Source organism: Trabulsiella odontotermitis, from assembly GCF_001188485.1.
Taxonomy (GTDB): domain Bacteria; phylum Pseudomonadota; class Gammaproteobacteria; order Enterobacterales; family Enterobacteriaceae; genus Trabulsiella; species Trabulsiella odontotermitis_A.
Genome location: NZ_JNGH01000060.1, coordinates 1 through 21,842 on the forward strand (window position 1 = coordinate 1; position 21,842 = coordinate 21,842).

Annotated in this window: 15 protein-coding genes and 4 pseudogenes; 4 read left to right on the forward strand and 15 right to left on the reverse strand. The window is 56.1% G+C overall.

Annotated elements, in window-relative coordinates; translation table 11 throughout:
* From GM30_RS04585 to phoB, 6 genes and pseudogenes are all read right to left on the reverse strand, one after another.
* On the reverse strand, window positions 1-1,044 hold a 1,044-nt coding region (locus GM30_RS04585; RefSeq protein ID WP_155483923.1), incomplete at its 3' end, for a DUF2339 domain-containing protein.
* A 116-nt stretch (window positions 1,045-1,160) separates the two neighbouring features.
* Window positions 1,161-2,815: pseudogene (locus GM30_RS04590) on the reverse strand (alpha amylase N-terminal ig-like domain-containing protein).
* 141 nt (window positions 2,816-2,956) lie between these two features.
* Window positions 2,957-4,256 (reverse strand): annotated as a pseudogene (gene proY / locus GM30_RS04595) (proline-specific permease ProY).
* Window positions 4,257-4,416: 160 nt separating this feature from the next.
* On the reverse strand, window positions 4,417-5,736 hold the full coding sequence (brnQ, locus tag GM30_RS04600; protein ID WP_049847676.1) for a branched-chain amino acid transporter carrier protein BrnQ: 1,320 nt from the start codon (window positions 5,734-5,736) through the stop codon (window positions 4,417-4,419).
* 410 nt (window positions 5,737-6,146) lie between these two features.
* Window positions 6,147-7,442 (reverse strand): phosphate regulon sensor histidine kinase PhoR, encoded by a 1,296-nt coding sequence (phoR, locus tag GM30_RS04605; RefSeq protein ID WP_049847677.1) that lies wholly within the window; start codon window positions 7,440-7,442, stop codon window positions 6,147-6,149.
* 21 nt (window positions 7,443-7,463) lie between these two features.
* Window positions 7,464-8,153, reverse strand: coding sequence for a phosphate response regulator transcription factor PhoB (gene phoB, locus GM30_RS04610; protein ID WP_049847678.1), 690 nt, complete (start codon window positions 8,151-8,153; stop codon window positions 7,464-7,466).
* Between the two features lie 183 nt (window positions 8,154-8,336).
* On the opposite strand from phoB, the gene sbcD reads away from it, so the two are divergent.
* Both sbcD and sbcC read left to right on the forward strand, forming a co-directional pair.
* A complete protein-coding gene (gene sbcD / locus GM30_RS04615) occupies window positions 8,337-9,539 on the forward strand; it encodes an exonuclease subunit SbcD (protein ID WP_049847679.1) in 1,203 nt (400 codons plus the stop codon).
* A pseudogene (gene sbcC, locus GM30_RS04620) lies at window positions 9,536-12,548 on the forward strand (exonuclease subunit SbcC). Before sbcD ends, sbcC begins: the two are co-directional and overlap by 4 nt.
* Before the next feature lie 36 nt (window positions 12,549-12,584).
* Here sbcC and mak read toward each other — a convergent pair.
* Window positions 12,585-13,490, reverse strand: a complete 906-nt coding sequence (gene mak, locus GM30_RS04625; RefSeq protein ID WP_049847680.1) for a fructokinase — start codon at window positions 13,488-13,490, stop codon at window positions 12,585-12,587.
* 93 nt (window positions 13,491-13,583) lie between these two features.
* Between mak and rdgC the strand changes: the two genes are divergently transcribed.
* Window positions 13,584-14,498: a recombination-associated protein RdgC gene (gene rdgC, locus GM30_RS04630; protein WP_049847729.1), complete on the forward strand. Its 915-nt coding sequence runs from the start codon at window positions 13,584-13,586 to the stop codon at window positions 14,496-14,498.
* A 29-nt stretch (window positions 14,499-14,527) separates the two neighbouring features.
* Here the strand turns inward: rdgC and ppnP are convergent, their stop codons facing one another.
* The 4 genes from ppnP to GM30_RS04650 all read right to left on the reverse strand — a co-directional run bounded on the left by ppnP (window position 14,528) and on the right by GM30_RS04650 (window position 17,153).
* Window positions 14,528-14,815 carry a pyrimidine/purine nucleoside phosphorylase gene (gene ppnP, locus GM30_RS04635; RefSeq protein WP_049847681.1) on the reverse strand — a complete coding sequence of 96 codons (288 nt, stop codon included), beginning with the start codon at window positions 14,813-14,815 and terminating at the stop codon, window positions 14,528-14,530.
* A 78-nt stretch (window positions 14,816-14,893) separates the two neighbouring features.
* The gene (locus GM30_RS04640) at window positions 14,894-15,544 is read right to left on the reverse strand and encodes an AroM family protein (RefSeq protein ID WP_049847682.1); all 651 of its coding nucleotides are present in this window, start codon (window positions 15,542-15,544) and stop codon (window positions 14,894-14,896) included.
* A gap of 385 nt (window positions 15,545-15,929) precedes the next feature.
* Complete coding sequence (gene aroL, locus GM30_RS04645; RefSeq protein WP_049847683.1) at window positions 15,930-16,454, reverse strand: shikimate kinase AroL; 525 nt, start codon at window positions 16,452-16,454, stop codon at window positions 15,930-15,932.
* Between the two features lie 240 nt (window positions 16,455-16,694).
* Window positions 16,695-17,153: a YaiI/YqxD family protein gene (locus GM30_RS04650; protein ID WP_049847684.1), complete on the reverse strand. Its 459-nt coding sequence runs from the start codon at window positions 17,151-17,153 to the stop codon at window positions 16,695-16,697.
* Window positions 17,154-17,263: 110 nt separating this feature from the next.
* Here GM30_RS04650 and proC point away from each other — a divergent pair.
* A pseudogene (gene proC, locus GM30_RS04655) lies at window positions 17,264-17,996 on the forward strand (pyrroline-5-carboxylate reductase).
* Between the two features lie 34 nt (window positions 17,997-18,030).
* On the opposite strand, the gene psiF reads toward proC, so the two are convergent.
* The 4 genes from psiF to GM30_RS04675 form a co-directional block, all read right to left on the reverse strand.
* Complete coding sequence (gene psiF, locus GM30_RS04660) at window positions 18,031-18,351, reverse strand: phosphate starvation-inducible protein PsiF (RefSeq protein WP_049847685.1); 321 nt, start codon at window positions 18,349-18,351, stop codon at window positions 18,031-18,033.
* 92 nt (window positions 18,352-18,443) lie between these two features.
* Window positions 18,444-19,874, reverse strand: coding sequence for an alkaline phosphatase (gene phoA, locus GM30_RS04665; protein ID WP_049847686.1), 1,431 nt, complete (start codon window positions 19,872-19,874; stop codon window positions 18,444-18,446).
* An 87-nt stretch (window positions 19,875-19,961) separates the two neighbouring features.
* Window positions 19,962-20,222, reverse strand: coding sequence for an anti-adapter protein IraP (gene iraP / locus GM30_RS04670; RefSeq protein WP_049847687.1), 261 nt, complete (start codon window positions 20,220-20,222; stop codon window positions 19,962-19,964).
* Window positions 20,223-20,416: 194 nt separating this feature from the next.
* Window positions 20,417-21,616, reverse strand: coding sequence for a multidrug efflux MFS transporter (locus GM30_RS04675; RefSeq protein WP_049847688.1), 1,200 nt, complete (start codon window positions 21,614-21,616; stop codon window positions 20,417-20,419).
* Window positions 21,617-21,842: the final 226 nt, after the last annotated feature.

A 21,842-nucleotide genomic window follows, 5' to 3' on the forward strand; every position in this document is an offset into this window, starting at 1 on the left:
GGCAAAAAGCAGAATACCATCCACCACCCGCTGGCCGCGGTTCTGCGCCCGCAACGACAGCACAACGCTCAGCACGCCAAACAGCAGAATATTGGCAATCAGAAACAGCTGGCTGTTGAGGTAAAACGCAGGTTTATACGATTGCATGCCCCACAGAGTGCCGATCCCAAAGGTGAACAGCAGCCCTAACAGGTTCAGCTCCCTCCAGTGTTGCCACACGCTAATGGCGAGAATCCCGACTGAAAGCAGCAGATAAAATGAGAACAGCGCCACGTAGTTTCCACTTCCTGAGGAGAGCAGAAGCGGCGTCAGATAACCGCCGAGGCTGGCCAGCATCGCCAGACTGAGCGCCTTTTGCAGGATCGCCAGGCCAACGCTGGTGGCACAAATCAGCACCAGCAGCCCGAACGCCAGCGAGACAGGCAACATATTCCACAGCCGGAACGCACCAAAAACCGTCAGATAGAGCACACCGGTGCCGCCGCCCTGCAATATCAGGGCATAAACACGCTGTTTGTGGCGCAAAAACCAGCCAAAGGCGAGAAGCCCCACCGCCGCCAGCGCCGTAAACGTCAGCCGCAGTTCGAGGGAGAGGAGTTGGTGCTCAACGGAATAACGGATCAGGAAAGACAGGCCGAGGAACAACAGAATGATCCCCAGTTTCGCCAGCGGATTCCCCTGCATAAACCAGCGCACCAGCGAGGTGACCATGCCGCCAAACGCCGACGGTTTTCCCTCAGGCAGTGGTTTTAATGCCGGGAGCCAGGCAGACTCCGGTTTAGGTTCAGCCGCAGGAGGTGGCGCGCGAACCACAGCGGGTTCCGGCGCCGCTCGCGGTACCGTTGCGGCCTGTACGGTTGGCGTCGGTTGCACCACCGGTGCCAGTTCAGGCTTCCGCTGCTCGAGTTGTTCAACCCGACGACGCAGCGCCATCAACTCATCCCGCACGGCTCCGCTGCGCCGGATGGCGATAATGGCCATTGCCGGAACCACCACCAGCGCAAAAAACAGAATGACGCTGCCAAGGAAAAGAAGTTCATCCATGTGTTCACCTTCACTGTGAGCAATCCCTTTACAGTGGCACAAAATCGCTCATTTGTACGTATTTGCCAGCGAGGCGCGATGAAAATCAGAAAAAAGATCTGTCCTGCGGCAGCGTTTTAACGTCCCGACCACACCGTGGCGGAAATGGGCGGTAGCGTCAGGATATTGTCATGAATGATGCCCTTGCCTTCGCGGTTGTGCCACGCATTCACCGCCATCAGCGGCGTTTTCTCCAGCACCACTTCGCAGGCATCACCGCGGTTGATTGCCACCAGCATGCGTTGCTGCTGCCAGACGCGCAGGAATACCACCACGTTGTCCTCCGCATACACCACGTGGCAGCCACCATAGCGCAGCGATTTGCTGCTTTTACGCAGTTTCGCCATCCGCTGATAAAGCGCCAGAAGCTGATCGTCCTGCTGGCGTTTGTCNTGCGGCAGAACGGATCGTTATTGCCGTCCAGCCCCACTTCGTCACCATAGTAAATGCAGGGAACGCCCGGCCAGGCAAACAGCCAGACCACCGCCAATGGCAGTCGCGCCACGTCTTTACCCAGCAACGATTTAAAACGCGCCGTGTCGTGGCTGTCGAGCTGATTGAACATCCGCAGTTGTTGCTGGTGAGATAATCCGGCGCGATAGTTTTCCATCCACGCCATGCAGGTCTGGGCGTCCATGTGCTGCGGATCGTAGGAGATATCGGTATTGGCGAGGAATCCCCACAGCGGATAGGTAAAGCCGCGGTAATTCATCGCCGCGTCTTCCGCGTCGGTCTGTAGCCACTGGCGGGGGGGGCCCCAACGACGTGTTTGAGGTTGTTTTCCGCGCCGCCGGATTCGCCCAGCATATGCACCACGTCAAGACGCCAGCCGTCCATCTGCCACGGTTCCCTCAGCCAGTGGCGAACGATGCTGTCTTCACCACGGTAGATCTCCTCCACCAGCGTCGGCGAGGCATAATCCAGTTTCGGCAGGCTCGAATAGCCCAGCCAGTTCAAACCACGGGTGCGAATCGCCGCTGTGGTTAAAAACGCCGTCGAGGATCAGCCGCATCCCTTCCTGCCGCGTGTTGTGCCGTAAGCGCAGCAGCGCCTCATCGCCACCAAACTGCGGGTCAACGTGGCGATAATCTTCCGTATCGTATTTATGTACGCTCGGCGCGGTGAATACCGGGTTCAGATAGAGCGCCGTGACGCCAAGCGTTTTCAGGTAAAGCAGCTTTTCGCTGATGCCGTCGAGATCGCCGCCATAAAACGTCGATCCGGCACCCTCGTCGGTGAGCGGTTCGTTCCAGTCGCGCAGTTCAATGTCGCGCCCGGCGGCATGGTGATAATAGCGCTGATCCTGTGCGGGCTTGCGTGACTGGCTGCGGGCAAAACGATCGGGGAAGATTTGATAAAAGACCTGGTCTGCGACCCACTGCGGGCCGTGATCGGGGAGATCGATGGCAAACTGCTCCAGCTTTGCAGGTGGAAAACGGCTGAAGCCCTGCGGCGAAAACCAGAGCTGGCGGTTATCCCACAACAGCTTAAAACTGTAGCGGCGACGGGGCTGCCCCTGTGTGAGATCGATATCCCCGCGCCAGGCCACCACGCCATCGTGTGGCGAACGGCGCAGGCGATGCATCGGCAGCGTCAGTTCTTCATTATCCTGCTCCGCGCGGAGCGTAATTCGCGTCGGAAGATTGTCACCACGCAACCACAGCGTAATCGACAGCCGGTCCTGGCGCGCTTTCACAAACGGCGCAACAGGAAGATGCCAGGCCTTCAACATCGTCAGATCCCCTCATTACAAAATGCTTCCACCATGCCATAGCAGTGAAAAGGATAACTCATCATGACGCGGTTTATTGGGGGAGGAGTTTGGGGGAGGAGAAAATCGCCCCGTTCCGGTTTGGGAAAGGGGCGATAAAAATCAGTTATTTTCAGCTAACTGGCGCTGGCGGCGAGACTTGATGCCCCAGCCAATCAGCAGCAGGATAATCCACGCAACGCCCACATACAGCGAGATACGCGTATCCGGGTGATAGCCAATCAGCGCGATAATAAACACCAGGAACACAAGACCAATTACCGTGGTGACGACACCGCCCGGCACTTTGAATTTCAGCGCTTTCACCTCTTCCGGCGGCAGACGACGACGGAACGCGATTTGCGACAGCAGGATCATGATCCACACCCAGACGGTGGCGAAGGTCGCCAGCGAAGCAATCACCAGGAACACGTTTTCCGGCATGATGTAATTGAGGTACACCGCAAACAGCAGCGCGATGGTCATCACCATTACCGTTACCCACGGAATGCCGCGGCGCGAGGTTTTTGCAAAGACTTTCGGGGCGCTGCCCTGCTCCGCCATGCCATGCAGCATGCGGCCCACGCCAAACACATCGCTGTTGATGGCAGAGAGCGAGGCGGTGAGCACCACAAAGTTAAGAATGCTGGCGGCAAACGTAATGCCCATATGCTGGAAAGTCAGCACAAACGGACTGCCGTTGGTGCCCACCTGGTTCCACGGATAAATCGACATGATCACAAACAGCGTGCCGACATAAAAGACCAGGATGCGCATCGGCACCGAGTTGATGGCGCGCGGAATCGACTTCTCGGGATCTTTCGCTTCACCAGCGGTGATACCGATAATTTCAATCCCGCCGTAGGCGAACATCACCATCTGCAAAGACATCACCATCCCGAGCCAGCCGTTGCTAAAGAAGCCACCGTTGCTCCAGAGGTTGTGGATCCCGGTCGGTTGGCCGCCGTTGCCAATACCCGATAATGATGCCGAAACCGGCGACGATCATGATGATAATGGTGGCGACTTTGAAGAAGGAGAACCAGAACTCCAGTTCGCCGAATACCTTCACGCTCATCAGGTTAATGGCGCAGATGATCAGCACCACGCTCAGCACCCAGATCCAGTGCGGCACCGCCGGGAACCAGACGCCCATATAAATGCCGAAGGCTGTGACGTCCGCGATCGCTACAATCAGGATTTCGAAACAGTAGGTCCAGCCGGTGATGTAGCCCGCGAGCGGGCCGAGGTTTTCCTGCGCATAGCGCGAAAAGGAGCTGGCAGAAGGGTTATGCACGGACATTTCGCCCAGCGCACGCATAATGATGTAAGCGGCGACACCGCCAATGATATACGCCAGCAGTACGCTCGGACCGGCCATTTTAATGGCGTCAGCCGAACCATAAAAAAGCCCCGTACCAATCGCGGACCCGAGCGCCATAAAGCGGATGTGGCGCGTGCTTAGCCCGCGTTTTAGCTTATTTGTACTTTCCATCGACTCCACTGCCAAAAATGCCAAATGTTCAAAAACAAAAACCACGGAGTGTCACACCCCGTGGTTAAATAACCCTGTCTGCGCCGGATTAGTGGGCGTTCGACGTTACCTGGCGGCCCGCCGTGCGATCCCAGATAACAGCCAGTATCACCATCACCATCGTTGGCATCAACCAGGCAAGCCCCTGCTCTGCCAGCGGCAGACGCGCGGTCCAGCCCGGCAGCATATCCGCAAAGGCGGATGCCTTAACGCCGTCAAGGATACCAAAAATCAGGCTGATAAACATCGGCGGCGCAATCACACGGGTGGTGCTGTGCCACCAGTTGCGGGTGAAGCTCAGAACCACCAGCGCAATACACGGCGGATAGATGGCGGTCAGTACCGGAATGGAAATCTGAATCAAATGGCTCAGACCCAGGTTAGACACGGCCATTGAGAAAACGCCCAGCACCAGCACCAGCGTGCGGTAGGAGAACGGCAGATACTGCGAGAAAAACTCCGCGCAGGCGCAGGTCAGGCCTACCGCCGTCACCATACAGGCGATGAAAATCAGCGCCGCTAACAGGAAGCTTCCTGCGCCACCGAAGGTGTGCTGAACGTACGCGTGCAGAATGGCCGCGCCGTTAGCGGACTGCTCAACCAGCAGTGAACTGTCAGAGCCGAGGCGGAACAGCGCCAGGTAGAGCAGCGTCAGGCCCACACCGGCCATCAGACCGGCCCAGATGGTGTAGCGGGTCAGCAAACGCGCTTCCGTCACGCCACGGGAACGCGCGGCGTTAACAATAACAATGCCGAAGACCATCGCCCCAAGCGTATCCATCGTCAGATAGCCGTTCACAAAACCATTGGAGAACGGTGCGGTCTGGTAGGCTTCCAGCGCATGGCTGATCGGCCCGGCGGGCCAGACGATAGCAGCAATGGAGAGGATCAGCAGCGCGATGATTTTCAGCGGCGCCAGGAAGTTACCGACGGTATCCAGCAGCTTGCCCGGGTAAAGCGACACAAGGATCACCAGCGCGAAATAGACCAGACTGTAGATGAACAGCGGCATCGCGCCGTCACCGGTCAGCGGAGCAATCCCCACTTCAAAGGACACCGTCGCCGTACGCGGCGTGGCAAACAGCGGCCCGACGGCCAGATAACAGACGGTCGCCAGCAGGATGCCTGCTACTTTACCGATCGGCGTACTGAGGCTGTCCACACCACCGCCGACTTTCGCCAGCGCCACCACCGTCAGAACCGGTAGACCCACAGCCGTAATCAAAAAACCAAATGCCGCCGTCCAGACGTGTTCGCCAGCCTGCAAACCAACCATAGGAGGGAAAATAATATTGCCAGCGCCAACAAACAACGCAAAGGTCATAAAGCCCAGGGCGATGATGTCGCGAGATTTTAACTGATGGGTCATAGTGTCTGACTGCCTGTGGATGTGGTGTTGTAAAAATGAAACCGTTCGCGTTTTTCCCGATGGGATAATACCGCGGCAATGATTGAGTAACTCAGCGGGATATTCTCCCGAATCCACGCAGCGAAGAATTGTTTTTCGAATTACCGCGCGAATGCAGTGCGTAAAAGTCTGCAAGGGCGCAATTTAAACGCTTATAACGTTTTAAAGCAAGAAGGGATCGCAAAACCAGATGATTATGCTGATAGTAATTTCAGACATGGAATTTTAAGCCAGTCAGACAAAAAACCTATGGCTAATCATGCGAACAAAAAAACATCAGACGCGCATTAATCCATCAGACTAACGATCAGCTGCAAATAAAAAGGACCAGCCTGCGCTGGTCCCGGAAAGAAAAGCTGACAACGACGTGATTAACCGGCTTTTTTGGCAATCAAACGTTCCGGCAGGACAAAGCTAAAACGGGTGCCTTTTCCGACGGTGCTTTCAATATCCAGACGGCTGTCGTGATGGCTTATCGCATGCTTCACAATCGCCAGCCCCAGACCGCTGCCGCCCGTTTGCCGTGAACGTGCTTTATCCACACGGTAGAAACGCTCGGTCAGGCGCGGAATATGCTCCGACGCGATCCCCGGGCCGTTATCTTCCACGCTGAACTGCGCGCCGTGCATCACCCGCTCCCAGCGCACGGTCACTTCCGTCCCGGCAGGGGTGTGGTTGATCGCGTTGTACACCAGGTTCGAAATAGCGCTGCGCAACTGCTCTTCATTGCCCATCACTTTCAGGGAATCATCCACGTCGAAATGAAGAATATGCTTCTGCTGGCTGAGGGTTTGCGCTTCCCGCTCCACAACGCGCAGCATCATCGGTACGTCGATGCAGTCATTCAAGGCCATTTTCGGCGCGGCCTCAATCTTCGATAAGGTCAGTAGCTGTTTCACCAGCCCTTCCATTCGGTAAGTCTGCTCGCGCATAGTATGCAGAGCTTTATCACGCAGCGCGCCTTCCAGGGTTTGCTCCTGCATCATCTCAAGATATCCCTGCAGTACCGTCAGCGGCGTGCGTAATTCATGGCTGACGTTAGCGAAGAAGTTACGCCGTGCGCCTTCCAGCTGGTGCATTTGCGTGACGTCGCGCGCCACCATCAGCCACTGATGATCGCTGTAAGGCATCACGCGGATTTCCAGATGTCGCCCGGTATTCAGCACCAGATTCAGCGGCTTTGAGAAATCGCGGTGTTTAAGATACTGCGCGAATTCGGGATAACGGAGCAGGTTAAGAATGTTCTGCCCGCTGTCGTCGGGCCAGCGCAGACCCAGTACCTGTTGCGCCAGACCGTTACACCAGAAAATGGTGCCCTCTTCGGTGGTGAGGATCACCGCATCCGGCAGCGATTCGGCACCGCTGCGAAAGCGTTTGATCAGGCTTCCCAGCTCGCGCCGCCGTTTTTTATTACGCATCTGCATCTGATGCAGACCGTATAACAGGGGCTCCCAGCTGCCGAGCCCGGGTGGCGGCGTCATGCTGCGATCGACCCATAACCACCAGGAAAGACGCAGTAAATTCCAGAAATGCCAGATTAACAGCCCGGTCACCGCCGCCAGTAAAAACCACGGCAGATAACCAAAAATAGCCCCCAGGATGAACGCCGGGATACAACATAAGATCAGCTCAAGCGCCAGCCTTCTCCATGACAGCCGTTCCAGCACGGGTCTACTCCTGTCAAATTTTTAGAAACGAGCGGAAAAACGATAGCCCGTACCGCGAACGGTTTGAACCATACGATCGTGACCGCTATGTTCCAGCGCCTTACGTAAACGACGAATGTGAACGTCGACCGTCCGGTCTTCGACATACACATTGGTGCCCCAGACATGATTCAACAGTTGTTCGCGACTGTAAACCCGTTCCGGATGCGTCATAAAGAAGTGCAAAAGCTTAAATTCGGTAGGCCCCATGTCGAGCGGATTTTCGCCGGTCATGACGCGATGCGAAGTCGGGTCGAGACTCAGCCCCTGCATTTCAATCACCTCTTCCACCGCCATCGGTGAAATACGGCGCATCACGGCCTTAATACGGGCCACCAGCTCTTTTGGAGAAAAGGGTTTGGTAATGTAATCATCCGCGCCGGTTTCCAGCCCGCGCACACGATCTTCTTCTTCGCCACGCGCCGTGAGCATGACAACGGGAATTTCACGCGTCATCGCTTCGCGTTTCATATGTTTGATGAACTGAAGCCCCGAGCCCCCCGGCAACATCCAGTCGAGCAGAATCAAATCAGGCCAGGGTTCGTTGAGTTGATTCACTGCACTGTCATAATCCTCGGCCTCAACCGGCTGAAAGCCATTTTGCTCCAGCACGAAGCACACCATCTCGCGGATAGGTGCTTCATCTTCAACGACCAGAATTCGTCTCGCCATTATTTACCCTGTATTTTTTAGTAGCAATTTTAGAGTGCGGCGCCATTATGCGTCAGATTTATGACAGATTTATGAAAAGATGACCGTCTTATGATAGTCCTTCAAGGCGTTTATGACACCCATCGACCCTGCACGCCTTGCGTGTTTATAATCGGCGTTACGCTTTTCTGCTACGGACCCGCTATGCGCATCATCCACACCTCGGACTGGCACCTTGGCCAGAACTTTTACAGCAAGAGCCGTGCCGCCGAACACGACGCCTTTCTTGACTGGCTGCTCCGGACCGCAGAAGAAAAAGAGGTCGATGCGATCGTGGTGGCGGGCGATATTTTTGATACCGGCTCACCGCCCAGCTATGCGCGTGAACTCTATAACCGCTTTGTGGTGAAGCTCCAGCACACCGGCTGTCATCTGATCGTACTTGCCGGGAACCACGACTCCGTCGCCACGCTAAATGAATCACGCGATATTCTCGCTTTTCTGAATACCACGGTTGTCGCCAGTGCGGGCAGCGCCCCCTTTGAACTGAAGCGTCGTGACGGCACGGTCGGGGCGATTTTTTGCCCGGTGCCTTTTCTGCGCCCACGCGATATTGTCCTCAGCCAGGCCGGGCATTCCGGCAGCGAAAAACAGCAGCTGCTGCTGGCCGCCATTACCGATTACTATCAGCAACAGCATGAGCAGGCCGTGGCGCTGCGCGGCGATCGTCTCCTGCCGATTATCGCCAGCGGCCATCTCACCACCGTCGGCGCCAGCAAAAGCGATGCGGTGCGCGACATTTACATCGGCACCCTCGACGCCTTCCCGGCACAGCATTTCCCTGCTGCGGATTACATCGCCCTCGGCCATATCCACCGCGCGCAGCAGATCGGCGGCTACGAGCACATCCGCTACTGCGGCTCACCGATTGCCCTCAGTTTTGACGAAACCGGCAAAAATAAAAGCGTTCACCTGGTAAGTTTCAGCAACGGCAAACTGGCGCAGATCGAGACGCTGGACGTGCCGGTCACGCAGCCGCTGGCGGTCATTAAAGGCGATTTTGCCAGCATCAGCGCTCAGCTTGCCGAATGGCGCGACCGTTCTGAGACGGAGCCGGTCTGGCTGGATATCGAAATCAACAGCGACGAATATCTGCATGATTTACAGCGCAAAATTCAGACCCTCACCGAAGATTTGCCGGTGGAAGTGCTGCTCATCCGCCGCAGCCGCGAACAGCGGGAACGCATTATCGCCAGTGAAAAGCGTGAATCCCTGAGCGAACTACACGTTGAAGAGGTGTTTGCCCGTCGCCTGGCGCTGGAAACGATGGAGGCGGATCAGCAGGCGCGATTGCGGCAGTTGTTCGATGAGACCCTGCACAGCCTGTCCGGGGAGGAAAACGCATGAAAATCCTCAGCCTGCGGTTAAAAAACATCAATTCGCTGAAAGGCGAATGGAAAATCGACTTCACCGCTGAGCCGTTTGCCAGCAACGGTCTGTTTGCCATTACCGGCCCGACCGGCGCAGGGAAAACCACGCTGCTGGACGCCATCTGTCTGGCGCTGTACCACGAGACGCCGCGCCTGAATACGGTTTCGCAATCGCAAAACGATCTGATGACCCGCGATACCGCCGAGTGTCTGGCGGAGGTGGAATTTGAAGTCAAAGGCACCCACTACCGTGCCTTCTGGAGTCAGAATCGCGCCCGCAACCAGCCGGACGGCAATTTACAGGCGCCGCGCGTGGAGCTGGCGCGCATCGCCGATGGCAAAATTCTGGCCGATAAAGTCAAGGATAAGCTGGATCTGACCGCATCGCTGACCGGGCTGGATTACGGCCGCTTCACCCGCTCGATGTTACTGTCGCAGGGGCAGTTCGCCGCCTTTCTCAATGCGAAACCCAAGGAGCGCGCAGAGCTGCTCGAAGAACTGACCGGCACGGAAATCTACGGGCAGATTTCGGCGATGGTGTTTGAAAAGCACAAAAACGCCCGCACCGAACTGGAGAAATGGCAGGCGCAGGCGTCCGGCGTGCAAATGCTCAGCGATGAACAACAGCAGGCGCTGCAGCAACGTTTGCAGGCGCTTACTACGGAAGAACAGCAGACGCTGACCGCCCAGGCGCAGTTGCAAACGCAGTTGCAGTGGCTGACGCGTCGGCAGGAGCTGGAAACCCAACAACAGCTCAGCCTGACCCGTTTAAGTGACGCACAACAGGCACTGGCTGCGGCGCAGCCTCAACTGGACACCCTGACCCGCGCGCAGCCCGCCGAACAGTTACGCCCGCTATGGACGCGCTTACAGGAACAAACCGCCACGGGTGCCTCGCTGCGCCTGCGCGACCGGATCGCCCGCAGCGCTGAACAGCAGCATAGCGCCCTGCACGAACAGGAAAAACGCGTGACCGACTGGCTCGGGCAGCACGAGCATTTTCGCCAGTTGGGCAACGCGCTGAGTGGCTGGCAGGCCACCTTCGCGCAGCTTGCGCGAGACACCGCACAGCTCGCCACGCTCCGGCAAAAGCAGCGTGAGCAGCAGCAAAAACTGCAGACGCTGCCGGTGTCCGCGCTGGCGCTGGATGCCGACGCGCTGGCACAGTCTCTCGCACAGCATGGCGCTCTGCGACCGCAGCGGCAGCAGCTCGCTACGCTGCACAGCCAGTTTTTACCGCTACAGCTGCGTCTGCAACAATTGCAGAAAGTACTAAACGCGCGGCAGGACGAGCAGGCGCAGATGGAAACCCTGCTGCAACAGCGCCGTCAGCACTATAAAGAGAAGTATCAGCAGTACGTCGACGTGCGCACCCTGTGTGAACAGGAAGCGACCATCGTTAAACTGGAAGCAGAACGCGCGCGTCTGCAGGCCGGTCTGCCCTGTCCGCTTTGCGGGTCAACGGCACACCCGGCGGTGGCGGAATATCAGGCTCTCGTTCCCGGCGTCAATCAGGCTCGCCGCGACGCGCTGGAACGCGAGGTCAATCAGTTGAAAGAGGAAGGTGCGACGCTGCGCGGTCAGCTGGAGGCATTGCAGAAACAGACGCATAACGACACGCAGGAAGCGAACACCCTGCGCCAGCAGGAGCAGGTCACGGGCGAACTGCAGATCGCGCTGTCACCCGCGGACGATATCGCCACCTGGCTGCAACAGCAGGACGATTACGAACAGCAGCTGTGGCAGTCGAGCCAGCGGCTCAGCCTGCAAAATCAAATTAATGATATACAGCAGGAACTCAACACGCTGACACAAGAACGCGAGGCGCGTTTACAGACGCTCGGCGACGCGCTCAGCACCTTTAACCTGACGCTCCCCGCCGACGGTGAAGAAGACCGCTGGCTGGCGGCACGCAGTGAAGATGCCCGTCAGTGGCAAGCCCGGCAAACAGAACAGCAGACGCTCCAGCAACAGCGTGGGGCGCTGGAGCCACTTTTGCAAACGCTGCCGAAACCCGCCACCGACGAGACGCTGGAACCCGCGCCGCTCGATGGCTGGCAGCAGGTGCATCATGACTGCGTGTCGTTGCACAGCCAGTGGCAAACGCATCAGCAGCAGGAAGCGCGGGAAAATGAACGACTGACGGCGTTCGGGAAACAGTTTACCGACGCGCTGGCCGCCAGCCCGTTTGCCGATCAAGACGCATTTCAGGCCGCGCTGCTCGATGAAAGCACCCGCCAGACGCTGGAACAGCTAAAAGAACGGCTGGAGAAAGCAATACAGCAGGGGCAGACGCTGGCTGAGCAGGCACAAACGGCGTTACAGCAGCATCAGCAAACACCGCCCGCCGCGCTGGATATCACGCAGCCGCCCGACGCACTCCAGCAGCAGCTTCAGCAACTGGCGCAGCAACTGCGTGAAAACACCTCGCAACAGGGTGAAATTCGCCAGCAACTGAAACAGGATGCCGACAACCGGCGGCATCAACAGGCGCTGATGGAAAAAATCACGCTGGCCGCGCAGCAGGTGGAAGACTGGAGTTATCTCAATGCGCTGATCGGCTCAAAAGAGGGGGATAAGTTCCGCAAATTCGCCCAGGGGCTGACGCTCGATAATCTGGTGTGGCTGGGGGGGANNGCTGGAAGTGGTCGATACCTGGCAGGCCGACGCGGTGCGCGATACCCGCACGCTATCCGGCGGAGAGAGCTTCCTTGTCAGCCTCGCGCTGGCGCTGGCGCTTTCCGATCTGGTCAGTCACAAAACGCGGATCGATTCGCTGTTTCTTGACGAAGGCTTCGGCACACTGGATAGTGAAACGCTCGACACCGCGCTGGATGCGCTGGATGCGCTGAATGCCAGCGGCAAAATCATCGGCGTCATCAGCCACGTTGAGGCGATGAAAGAGCGCATTCCGGTGCAGATCAAAGTGCGAAAAATTAACGGACTGGGTTACAGCCGACTGGATAAATCCTTCGCCGTGGAATGAGTTTTCCTCTCCCTTTCGGGAGAGGATGCTGTTCGATTACAGCGGCCACAGCCAGGCAGCGCCGCGCACGCCGCTGGAATCGCCATGCACGGCCTTGCGGATCGGCGTTTCACACTCGCCGCCAAACACCCAGTTTTTCACCAGACCGGGCACCGTTTTGTACAAACGATCGACATTGCTCATGCCACCGCCGAGGACAATCACGTCCGGGTCGAGGATGTTCACCACATGCGCCAGCGATTTTGCCAGCCGCAGTTCGTAGCGGCTGAGTGCCAGTTCCGCGACCGGATCCTGCGCCTCCACCAGCCGCATGATTTCGCTTCCCTTCAGCGTCTGACCGCTAATGCGTTGATAATCAGTGGCAAACCCGGTACCGGAAATAAACGTTTCAATACAGCCTTGTTTGCCGCAATAGCACGGCACTTCTGCGCGGTAGCGCAGCTCATCGTCGTCCATCCACGGTAGCGGGTTGTGCCCCCACTCGCCCGCGGTGCCGTTACCGCCGATATGCGAACGACCGCCGATCGCCACGCCCGCACCGCAGCCGGTGCCAATAATCACCGCAAATACTGTTTGCGCCCCGGCCGCCGCGCCGTCAATGGCTTCCGACACCGCCAGGCAGTTGGCATCGTTCGCCAGACGTACTTCGCGATTAAGACGCTGGCTCAAATCTTTATCGAACGGTTTGCCGTTCAGCCAGGTGGAGTTGGCATTTTTCACCACCCCGGTGTAGGGCGAAATAGAGCCGGGAATGCCCATCCCGACGGAGCCCTGCTGGCCGGTCTCTTTTTCCGCCATCGCCACCAGCGTGGCAATGGTTTCGATGGTCTGGTGATAGTCATCACGCGGCGTCGGCAGGCGATGACGAAAAAGCTGCTCCCCCTGGTCGCTGAGCGCCACCACTTCGGTTTTAGTGCCGCCTAAATCAATTCCAATTCGCACAGAACGATCCCCCGATCCGGATTAACAATGCAAGCGTAGCGACAATTCGCTATCATGCCCGCTGGTTTTAATGACAACGCCGTGGAAATTAACATGCTGTGGTTCAAAAATGTAATGGTTTACCGTCTCAGCCGCGACATCACGCTGCGTGCTGAAGAGATGGAGAAACAGTTAGCCGGACTGGCGTTCACCCCCTGCGGTAGCCAGGATATGGCAAAAACCGGCTGGGTGCCGCCGATGGGTTCACACAACAGTGACTCGCTGACGCACACAGCGAACGGTCAGATTGTCATCTGCGCGCGCAAAGAGGAAAAAATTCTCCCTTCGCCGGTGATCAAACAGGCGCTGGAAGCCAAAATTCAGAAGCTGGAAGCTGAGCAGAGCCGCAAACTGAAGAAAACCGAAAAAGACTCCCTGAAAGACGAAGTGCTCCACTCGTTGCTGCCGCGTGCCTTCAGCCGCTTCAGCCAGACGATGATGTGGATTGATACCGTCAACGGGCTGATCATGGTCGACTGCGCCAGCGCGAAAAAAGCCGAAGACACCCTCGCCCTGCTGCGTAAAACGCTTGGCTCATTGCCGGTGGTACCGCTGTCGCTGGAAAACCCGATCGAACTGACGCTGACCGAATGGGTCCGTTCCGGTACAGTTGCGCAAGGGTTCCAGTTGCTGGACGAAGCCGAACTGAAAGCGATGCTGGAAGATGGCGGCGTGATCCGCGCGAAGAAACAGGATCTGGTCAGCGACGAAATCGCCGTGCATATCGAAGCCGGGAAAGTGGTCACTAAACTGGCGCTTGACTGGCAGCAGCGCATCCAGTTTGTGCTGTGCGACGATGGTTCGCTGAAACGCCTGAAGTTCAGCGATGAACTGCGCGATCAGAACGATGACATCGACCGTGAAGATTACGCCCAGCGCTTTGATGCGGATTTCATTCTGATGACCGGCGAACTGGCCGCGTTGATTCAGAATCTGGTGGAAGGTCTGGGCGGCGAAGCCCAGCGCTAAGAAACGTCCCGGCGCAAGGCCGGGATTTTTTATTTCAGATAACGGCAAAGATACGAGGTCGGCTCGGCGACCTGCAGATAAAACTCACTGTGGCCAGGCACATGGAATACGGCTCCGGCTTCATAGGTTTTCCATTCGGTTTCCCCAGGCAACAAAACGCGCAGCGCACCGCTCACCACCGTCATCTCTTCCGGCTCTGCGGTTCCGAAGGTGTACTCCCCTTCCGCCATCACACCCACGCTGGCTTTGCCCGTACTGCTGCTGGTAAACCCAATAGACTTCACTTTACCGGAAAAGTATTCATTACTTTGAAGCATAAACTGGCCCTTATCGCTTGAGTTAAGCTTTCAATATAGGGGTCAGCATCAATCACTGTCACGCAAAAAAAACAGGCCTTACACCAGCAGTTCCGCCGCCAGTCGCGCCACCAGGATATTTGACAACAGCACCGGGACATCCAACACCTTTTGCAGGAGATCGCGATGTTTTTGACTATAACCGAGACAGTCCAGCATCAATACGTCCGCACCTTTTTCAATTAATTCTCGTCCTGCGTCAACGAGTTGCGCATCGGTATGCTGCATCGGATCCGCCAGCGCAAATTGTGGCGGGGGTTTCGGGATCAGCTCTTTCAATGGAACGAGCACCCCGACATGATGACCGTCGACGATCGACGCCACCAGCGGTGGAATAATCCGCAACGGCTCCAGCAGGATCGCGTTACGCGCGATAAGACCGGTAATTGGTGCAGTACTCATAAACAGAATCACATCATAATGCTGCTGATCAAGAACTTCGATGACGGCCTGAAGATCGCGTTCTACCTTTGCTTTCGACACGTAGGCTCTTTCGTTGTCATTCAGTAACGTCACGATCATCTCTTCGCCAGGTTCGGCGGCATAGTCCTCAATGACCTCTTCACGGGTCATTTTGCCCAGCAGGCTGATATGAGTGATTTGGTCTTCCCTGATATTCTCGGTCAGATAGGGTAATGCCTCATTAACCGGCACGACACCAATAGTAAGAATCGCCAGGTTTGCACTCATGTTATGTACCTTTCTTTCAGACTGCGCACCGCCCTGGCAGAACACAGTCTCACCACTACTTTGATACAGGCTTACGACAGATAAACGCCCTTATAGGGTGAAAAACCAACCGTTCAGAAGCGTAGCATCTCCACTGGCCTTCGAAATGTAAAGATTCCAAATGATTCCAAAACTCACCTGAAATATCTTGAGCTTAACCTCTCATTAACACTTTCGATTAGTGAAAAGTGTGATTCATCGCCGATCGGGCGTATTTCGGACCGCAGGAAAGACATAAATGGCGCAGTTTTTGCTCACTTATGATAAATCCCGGCAAACAAAAAAAGGATATGAAAGGAAATCAAAGCGATGTGGCCCCGGCAAAGCGGGGCTGCAGGAAGGGAGATTAGCTGGCGTGGGCGACCTGTAACGCGGTCAGGATTTCACGCACCACCTGCTCCGGAGAACCACTGGCATCCACAACGTGATGTGCGGTCTGGCGATAAAGCGCGTCGCGCTGCGCCAGTACCTCATGCACCTCTTCGCTGATGGGCTTACCGGTCAGAGTAGGACGCTGAGCTTCTTCCGGAAAGGCTTCCAGCCGTTCAGCCAGCACGGAAACCGGCGCGTTCAGATAGATAACCACGCCATTATTGCGCATAAAATCGCAGTTAATCGGGGAAAGGATAATGCCGCCGCCGGTGGCAATCACCGTTGCGGGTTGCGTGACCGATTGCAGCGTCGCCGTTTCACGCGCGCGAAAAGCAGACCAGCCCTCATCTTCAACAATCTCGGCGATTGATCGCTGCGCCTTCGCCTGTAATGCCTGGTCGGTGTCGATAAAAGCAAAGCCACAGGCGCGGGTCAGCGCCTCACCAACGGTCGTTTTTCCGCAACCGCGGGCGCCGATCAGAAATATAGGTTGTGTCATAACCTGGGGATCCCCCTGGTACCGCAAAGCGCGGGATGGTCGTTCAAAGAAAAGGGCACCATTAAACGCGTACATGCCTGAGTGTAAAATAAATATTACATTTCAACGTTAACACCTTCACTAATAAGCTCTATTCCAGCAGTTTACGTTCGTGAAAGTGTAAACATTTTAGGTCAATTTATGTTTCGGCAACATTACATTAAAGCGTTGTCTTTTGACAAGTCCTCTGGCTGGAAGCGATTACCCTTGCTGGCGCTTAACGCTTAGCAACCACTTTTCCAGCTCGGAGGCAAACTGCTGCCGATCTCGCTGCGACAGGCTATCCGGGCCGCCGGTCTGAATGCCGCTGGCGCGAAGTGTGTCCATAAAATCGCGCATCGTCAACCGTTCGCGGATCGTCGCCTCGCTGTAACGCTCACCGCGCGGATTCAGCGCCACGCCGCCTTTTGCCAGCACTTCCGCCGCCAGCGGAATATCGGCGGTGATCACCAGATCGCCGGGCTGGCACAGCCGCACAATCTCATTATCTGCGACGTCAAACCCGGCAGCGACGCGCAGCGTGCGGATGAAACGCGACGGCGGCACCCGCAAATTCTGATTCGCCACCAGCGTAAGCGCAATTTGCGCCCGGTCGGCCGCACGATAAAGCACGTCTTTGATAACGTTCGGACATGCGTCCGCATCAACCCAAATGGCCATTATGACTCCTGTAGATCCTGACAACAGGCTATTATCTCGTGCTTTTCCCGCCAGAGATAGTCACAAGATGTTAAGCTATATCGCTATAAAACGAGCTGAGGGAGAACGTGATGGAGAAGAAGATCGGTTTTATCGGCTGGGGGCCATCGCCAGATAAGGTTGCCGCCCTGCACGATGAGTTCGGCGTCAACGCCGCGCAAAGCGCTCAGGAAGTGGCGCAGATTGCGGACATCGTCTTTGGCGCCGTCAAACCGGGCATTATGGTCAAAGTGCTGAGTGAAATCGCCTCCAGCCTGAACAAAGACTCCCTGGTTGTCTCCATCGCCGCAGGCGTGACGCTTGAGCAACTGGCGCGCGCGCTGGGCCACGATCGTAAAATCGTCCGCGCCATGCCAAATACCCCCTCGCTGGTAAAAGCGGGCATGACCTCCGTAACGCCAAACGCGCTGGTCACGCCGGAAGATACCGCCGATGTGGTGAATATTTTCCGCTGCTTCGGCGAAGCGGAAGTGATTGCCGAGCCGATGATCCACCCGGTGGTTGGCGTCAGCGGCTCTGCTCCAGCCTATGTTTATGTTTATCGAAGCGATGGCCGACGCCGCCGTGCTCGGTGGAATGCCCCGCGCGCAGGCCTACAAATTTGCCGCGCAGGCGGTGATGGGTTCCGCCAAAATGGTGCTGGAAACCGGTAAACACCCTGGCGAATTAAAAGATATGGTGTGCTCCCCTGCCGGGACGACCATTGAGGCCGTACGCGTGCTGGAAGAGCGAGGATTCCGCGCGGCAGTGATTGAAGCGATGACGAAGTGCATGGAAAAATCGGAACAGCTGAGCAAATCGTAAGGTGGGAGTCGCGTCGGGTGACACGCAAAACCGTTCACCCGACGCGGTANNGGCAGGCACTCATAAATTTACTGCGATCGTCCCCTTTGAGTGACTGCTGCGTTGCCTGCGAGTTGCATTCACGCATTTTCTGCTGCTGCGGCGTCAGGCTTTTCTCATTAGAGGCCGACGAGCCGTTTTTCAGGCAGTCACTCATATAGGTTTTCCGCGCATCGCCTTTCAGCGCCTTTGCGGTCGCCTGCTGATTGCAGGTGGTCATTCTCTGCTGCTGCGGCGTTAAGGTTTTCTCCGCCGCATTCACCGTTGTCATCACCACCATGCCAAAGAGCAGCGTCACCAGTAATGTTATTTTCATCACACCATCCTTCTGCGGGTTATTCCCTGTAAGTCTGGTTGGTTACGGCAAAAAAACCACCCGGCAGTCTGTTTTCGCTGCCGGGTTCACGGTTATTTCAGCGCAAGCGCGTCTTTCATGGTGTAGAAGAGATCGGTCTGATCAGTTAAGCCAACGACATTCGCCGCATGCGGGCCGTAGGCGGCGATGCGCAACTGCGTGCCGGTGTGCTCCATCGACTCTTCTTCCGAGTTGCCGTAGCTGATGGCCATCACCGCGCCGTCTTTGGTGTTCAGCGCCTGCGTCAGGCCAGGGGCTTTGGTTTCTGGCGGGATAATCTGGCTGGCATGCGCATGGTCAGCGGTGACGATAACCAGCGTGTTGCCGTCTTTTTTAGCAAATTCCAGCGCCTTCTGAACCGCTTCGTCCAGATCCACCGTTTCGCCAATCTGACCACACGGATTTGCCGCGTGGTCCTGCTTATCAATGGACGCGCCTTCAACCTGCAGGAAGAAACCTTTGTCGCCATTGCTGAGCAGAGAAATGGCCTTCCCGGTCATTTGCGCCAGCGTCGGCATGCTCGCGCCACGCTGCGGGTTAGGCGTACAGGTTACGGCCGGTTTATCGAGATTGCCATGATAAGAGGCCTTCGGCCCTTCCCAGCGCACCGGCATGTTGCCGTCAGAGAACAGACCGAGCAGCGGTTTATCCTGGCTGGCTTCGGTGATGGCCGCCAGCGAACTGGCATCGCTGACTAACTGGTAGCCACGCGCCTGCGCCTGCTCGCGCAGAGTTTTACCCTGCCATTCGCCTGCGGTCGCCGTTTCAGAGAAGGTTTTCGCGCCGCCGCCGAGGGTGACGTCAGCGCGCGCATTCAGCAGTTGTTCGGTAATCGAGCCTTTTCCGCCTTTTTCCAGCGCGTTGGTCGGGCATTTTTCGCTGGTCACGCTCGGGCCGTAGCATTTACGCGACGTGACATGGGAAACCAGCGCGGCAGGCGTGGCATCCTGTAATTCCGCTGTGGAGACATTCCCCGTTTTCAGCCCGGCAGCTTTTGCCATTTCCAGAATAGTGGTGTGATCTTTTGCGTGAATATCGACACCCAGCGCACCGTTATAGGTTTTCACCCCAGTGCTCCACGCCGTTGCTGAGGCTGCGGAATCCGTGACGTAATCCGGTTTACCGGTTTTCTTATCTAACGCGTAATGCGTGTATTGACCGGTCAGCGGTAATGCATCAATCCCTTTAAAATAACCACCTGCCCCTTCGGCATAATTTCGGGCAGCGGTAATTTCTGAATCGCCCATTCCGTCGCCAATCAGCAGAATAATATTCTTTGCCTTGCCACTATTAATTGAAGCGCGGATCGCGTCGGCCTGATCGGCGGATAAACGACGGGCACCGCCAGGCGTAGTGATATCCCCCTGCGCAGCACGATTATCCAGCACCGTGGTTGATGCGGTTTCGGCACCAATAACCGGAGCGGTAAGCAGAGGTAATAATGCGATGAGTATTACGCTGTATCTCACTTTTATCTTCTCCATGTAATTACTACTTTTTTATTAACAGGGAGACTTTATAAAAGCCAGATGACATTCTTATGACAGCATTCGCAACGCCAGCGCGGCGTGTTAGCTACGCGGATGCCGCAACAGCTTCTTTAGATATTGCCGGAGGATTTCCGTATCATGTTCAGAGACATTCGGTCGCGGCTCTGCTGCATCGAGCGCGGACTCAACGTCCGTCACCAGCGCCTCGAACTGATTCTTTTCCATATGTCGGAGCAGCGCGGTCATGACTATTTCCAGCGCCTCCACTTGTGCAGTCAACTCTTTCGCTTCTTCTTCTTTTTCTGCAAGCTTCACCAACAACTCTGCTATGAGATTTTTCATGGTGCTATTTCCTTTTCAGAAGGAATTCGACGTTAACATTATTATCAGAATACACCTAGTAAAAGTCGCATATGTTTTACATGAAATAGGAAAAATTACAGGCGTAAGCGGTAGCGAAACGTTTCTATGGTGCCGAATAAACGCCGTCTTTGAATTTTATCCGTTGATACTATAAGGAAATAGTTTACGTCCGGCTAAATATTATTTTTCGTAGTGCGACGCAGCGCAAAACGCAGCGGAAATAAATTGATCAGCACCACAATCGCAGTGGCGATAAATACCCAACGGAAACCCGCCATGGCGGATACCGACGCCCCCATCAACGGACCGGCGACATTCCCCAGATACATAAACGACTGGTTATATCCAAATATACGCCCCGTCACCTGATCGCTGGAATATTTAAGCAACAACGTTTGCACCGCCGGCAACATGGCGCCATCAGCGAAACCTAACAGGAAACGCAGAACCCCGAGCTGAAACGGCGAGGTGACAAACGACATGGCAAAAAACATCACGACGGCGCAGCACAGCGTGGCGAGCAGAATGCGGCCAGTGCCGATGCGGTCGCCGAGTTTACCCAACCGGGGTGCGGATATCAGCGCTGAAATTCCCGGCACGGCGGCGATCATCCCGCTCAGGAACGCGATGTTATTGCTGTCGGGCGCCATGGATTTGATAAACAACGCCAGAATCGGGCCAATCGACCCATTACACAACTGTATGACCATCGTCGTAACGAACAGGCAAATCACCAGCCCCGGGTACGGCAACGTGGCGAAGACGGCCTTTCCGCTCAGGCGATCCGCTTTGCTAATCGACGGACGCGCCCCCTCTTTGATGAGGAACAGCGTCACCAGAAAACTGATCGTCAGCAGGATCGCCGTAATGAAAAAGACTGCGCGCAGGCCAACGTGGTCTGCCAGAAACCCGCCCAGTAGCGGGCCGCCGATCACGCCACTGATTTGCGCCGTCGACAACGTGCTGAGCGCCCAGCCGCTGCGCTCGCGCGGCACCTGAGAGGCGACGAGTGCCATCGCATTCGGAATGTACCCGGAAGTCAGCCCCATGACCGCGCGCAGGATAAACAACTGCCAGACGTTGGTGGCAAATGCCTGCAGCAGGATCGCAATCGCCATGCCGAGCGACGCGCGCAGCAGCATAAGCTTACGGCCTTTACGATCTGCAAGGCTGCCCCACATCGGAGACACAATAGCGGAAACCAGAAACGTGACGCTGAAAGTTAACCCGGACCACATCGACAGGGCTTCGTGAGACGTGACGCCCAGTTGGGACACATACAGGGGAAGAAACGGTAAGATTTGGCTAATAGCCAGCCCGGTAAAGAAACACCCAAACCAGACTGAAATGAGGTTAACCTTCCACGATTCCATAACTACACGTTTTTCTTCACCTTATGAATTGATTAGCCAGCTTAGCAATACACTGATATGGAAGTATTGCGTTAGATGCGTTGCGGATGAATTCAGGTTTTTATTTTTCCTCCACATAATTTTGTGAACTTTATCACGTTTATTTTCTTCTTTCACAGCGCGTTATTCTCAGCGCCACACCGTGAAATGAATGCCTTAAAGATTATGGCAGATGCACCGAAATTGA

Coding starts and splice junctions, on each gene's coding strand:
- rdgC (WP_049847729.1), top strand. CDS start 13,584: ATGCTGTGGTTCAAAAATGTAATGGTTTACCGTCTCAGCCGCGACATC.
- GM30_RS04650 (WP_049847684.1), bottom strand. CDS start 17,153: ATGGCCATTTGGGTTGATGCGGACGCATGTCCGAACGTTATCAAAGAC.
- phoA (WP_049847686.1), bottom strand. CDS start 19,874: ATGGAGAAGATAAAAGTGAGATACAGCGTAATACTCATCGCATTATTA.
- ppnP (WP_049847681.1), bottom strand. CDS start 14,815: ATGCTTCAAAGTAATGAATACTTTTCCGGTAAAGTGAAGTCTATTGGG.
- GM30_RS04640 (WP_049847682.1), bottom strand. CDS start 15,544: ATGAGTGCAAACCTGGCGATTCTTACTATTGGTGTCGTGCCGGTTAAT.
- iraP (WP_049847687.1), bottom strand. CDS start 20,222: ATGAAAAATCTCATAGCAGAGTTGTTGGTGAAGCTTGCAGAAAAAGAA.
- aroL (WP_049847683.1), bottom strand. CDS start 16,454: ATGACACAACCTATATTTCTGATCGGCGCCCGCGGTTGCGGAAAAACG.
- brnQ (WP_049847676.1), bottom strand. CDS start 5,736: ATGACCCATCAGTTAAAATCTCGCGACATCATCGCCCTGGGCTTTATG.
- phoB (WP_049847678.1), bottom strand. CDS start 8,153: ATGGCGAGACGAATTCTGGTCGTTGAAGATGAAGCACCTATCCGCGAG.
- GM30_RS04675 (WP_049847688.1), bottom strand. CDS start 21,616: ATGGAATCGTGGAAGGTTAACCTCATTTCAGTCTGGTTTGGGTGTTTC.
- sbcD (WP_049847679.1), top strand. CDS start 8,337: ATGCGCATCATCCACACCTCGGACTGGCACCTTGGCCAGAACTTTTAC.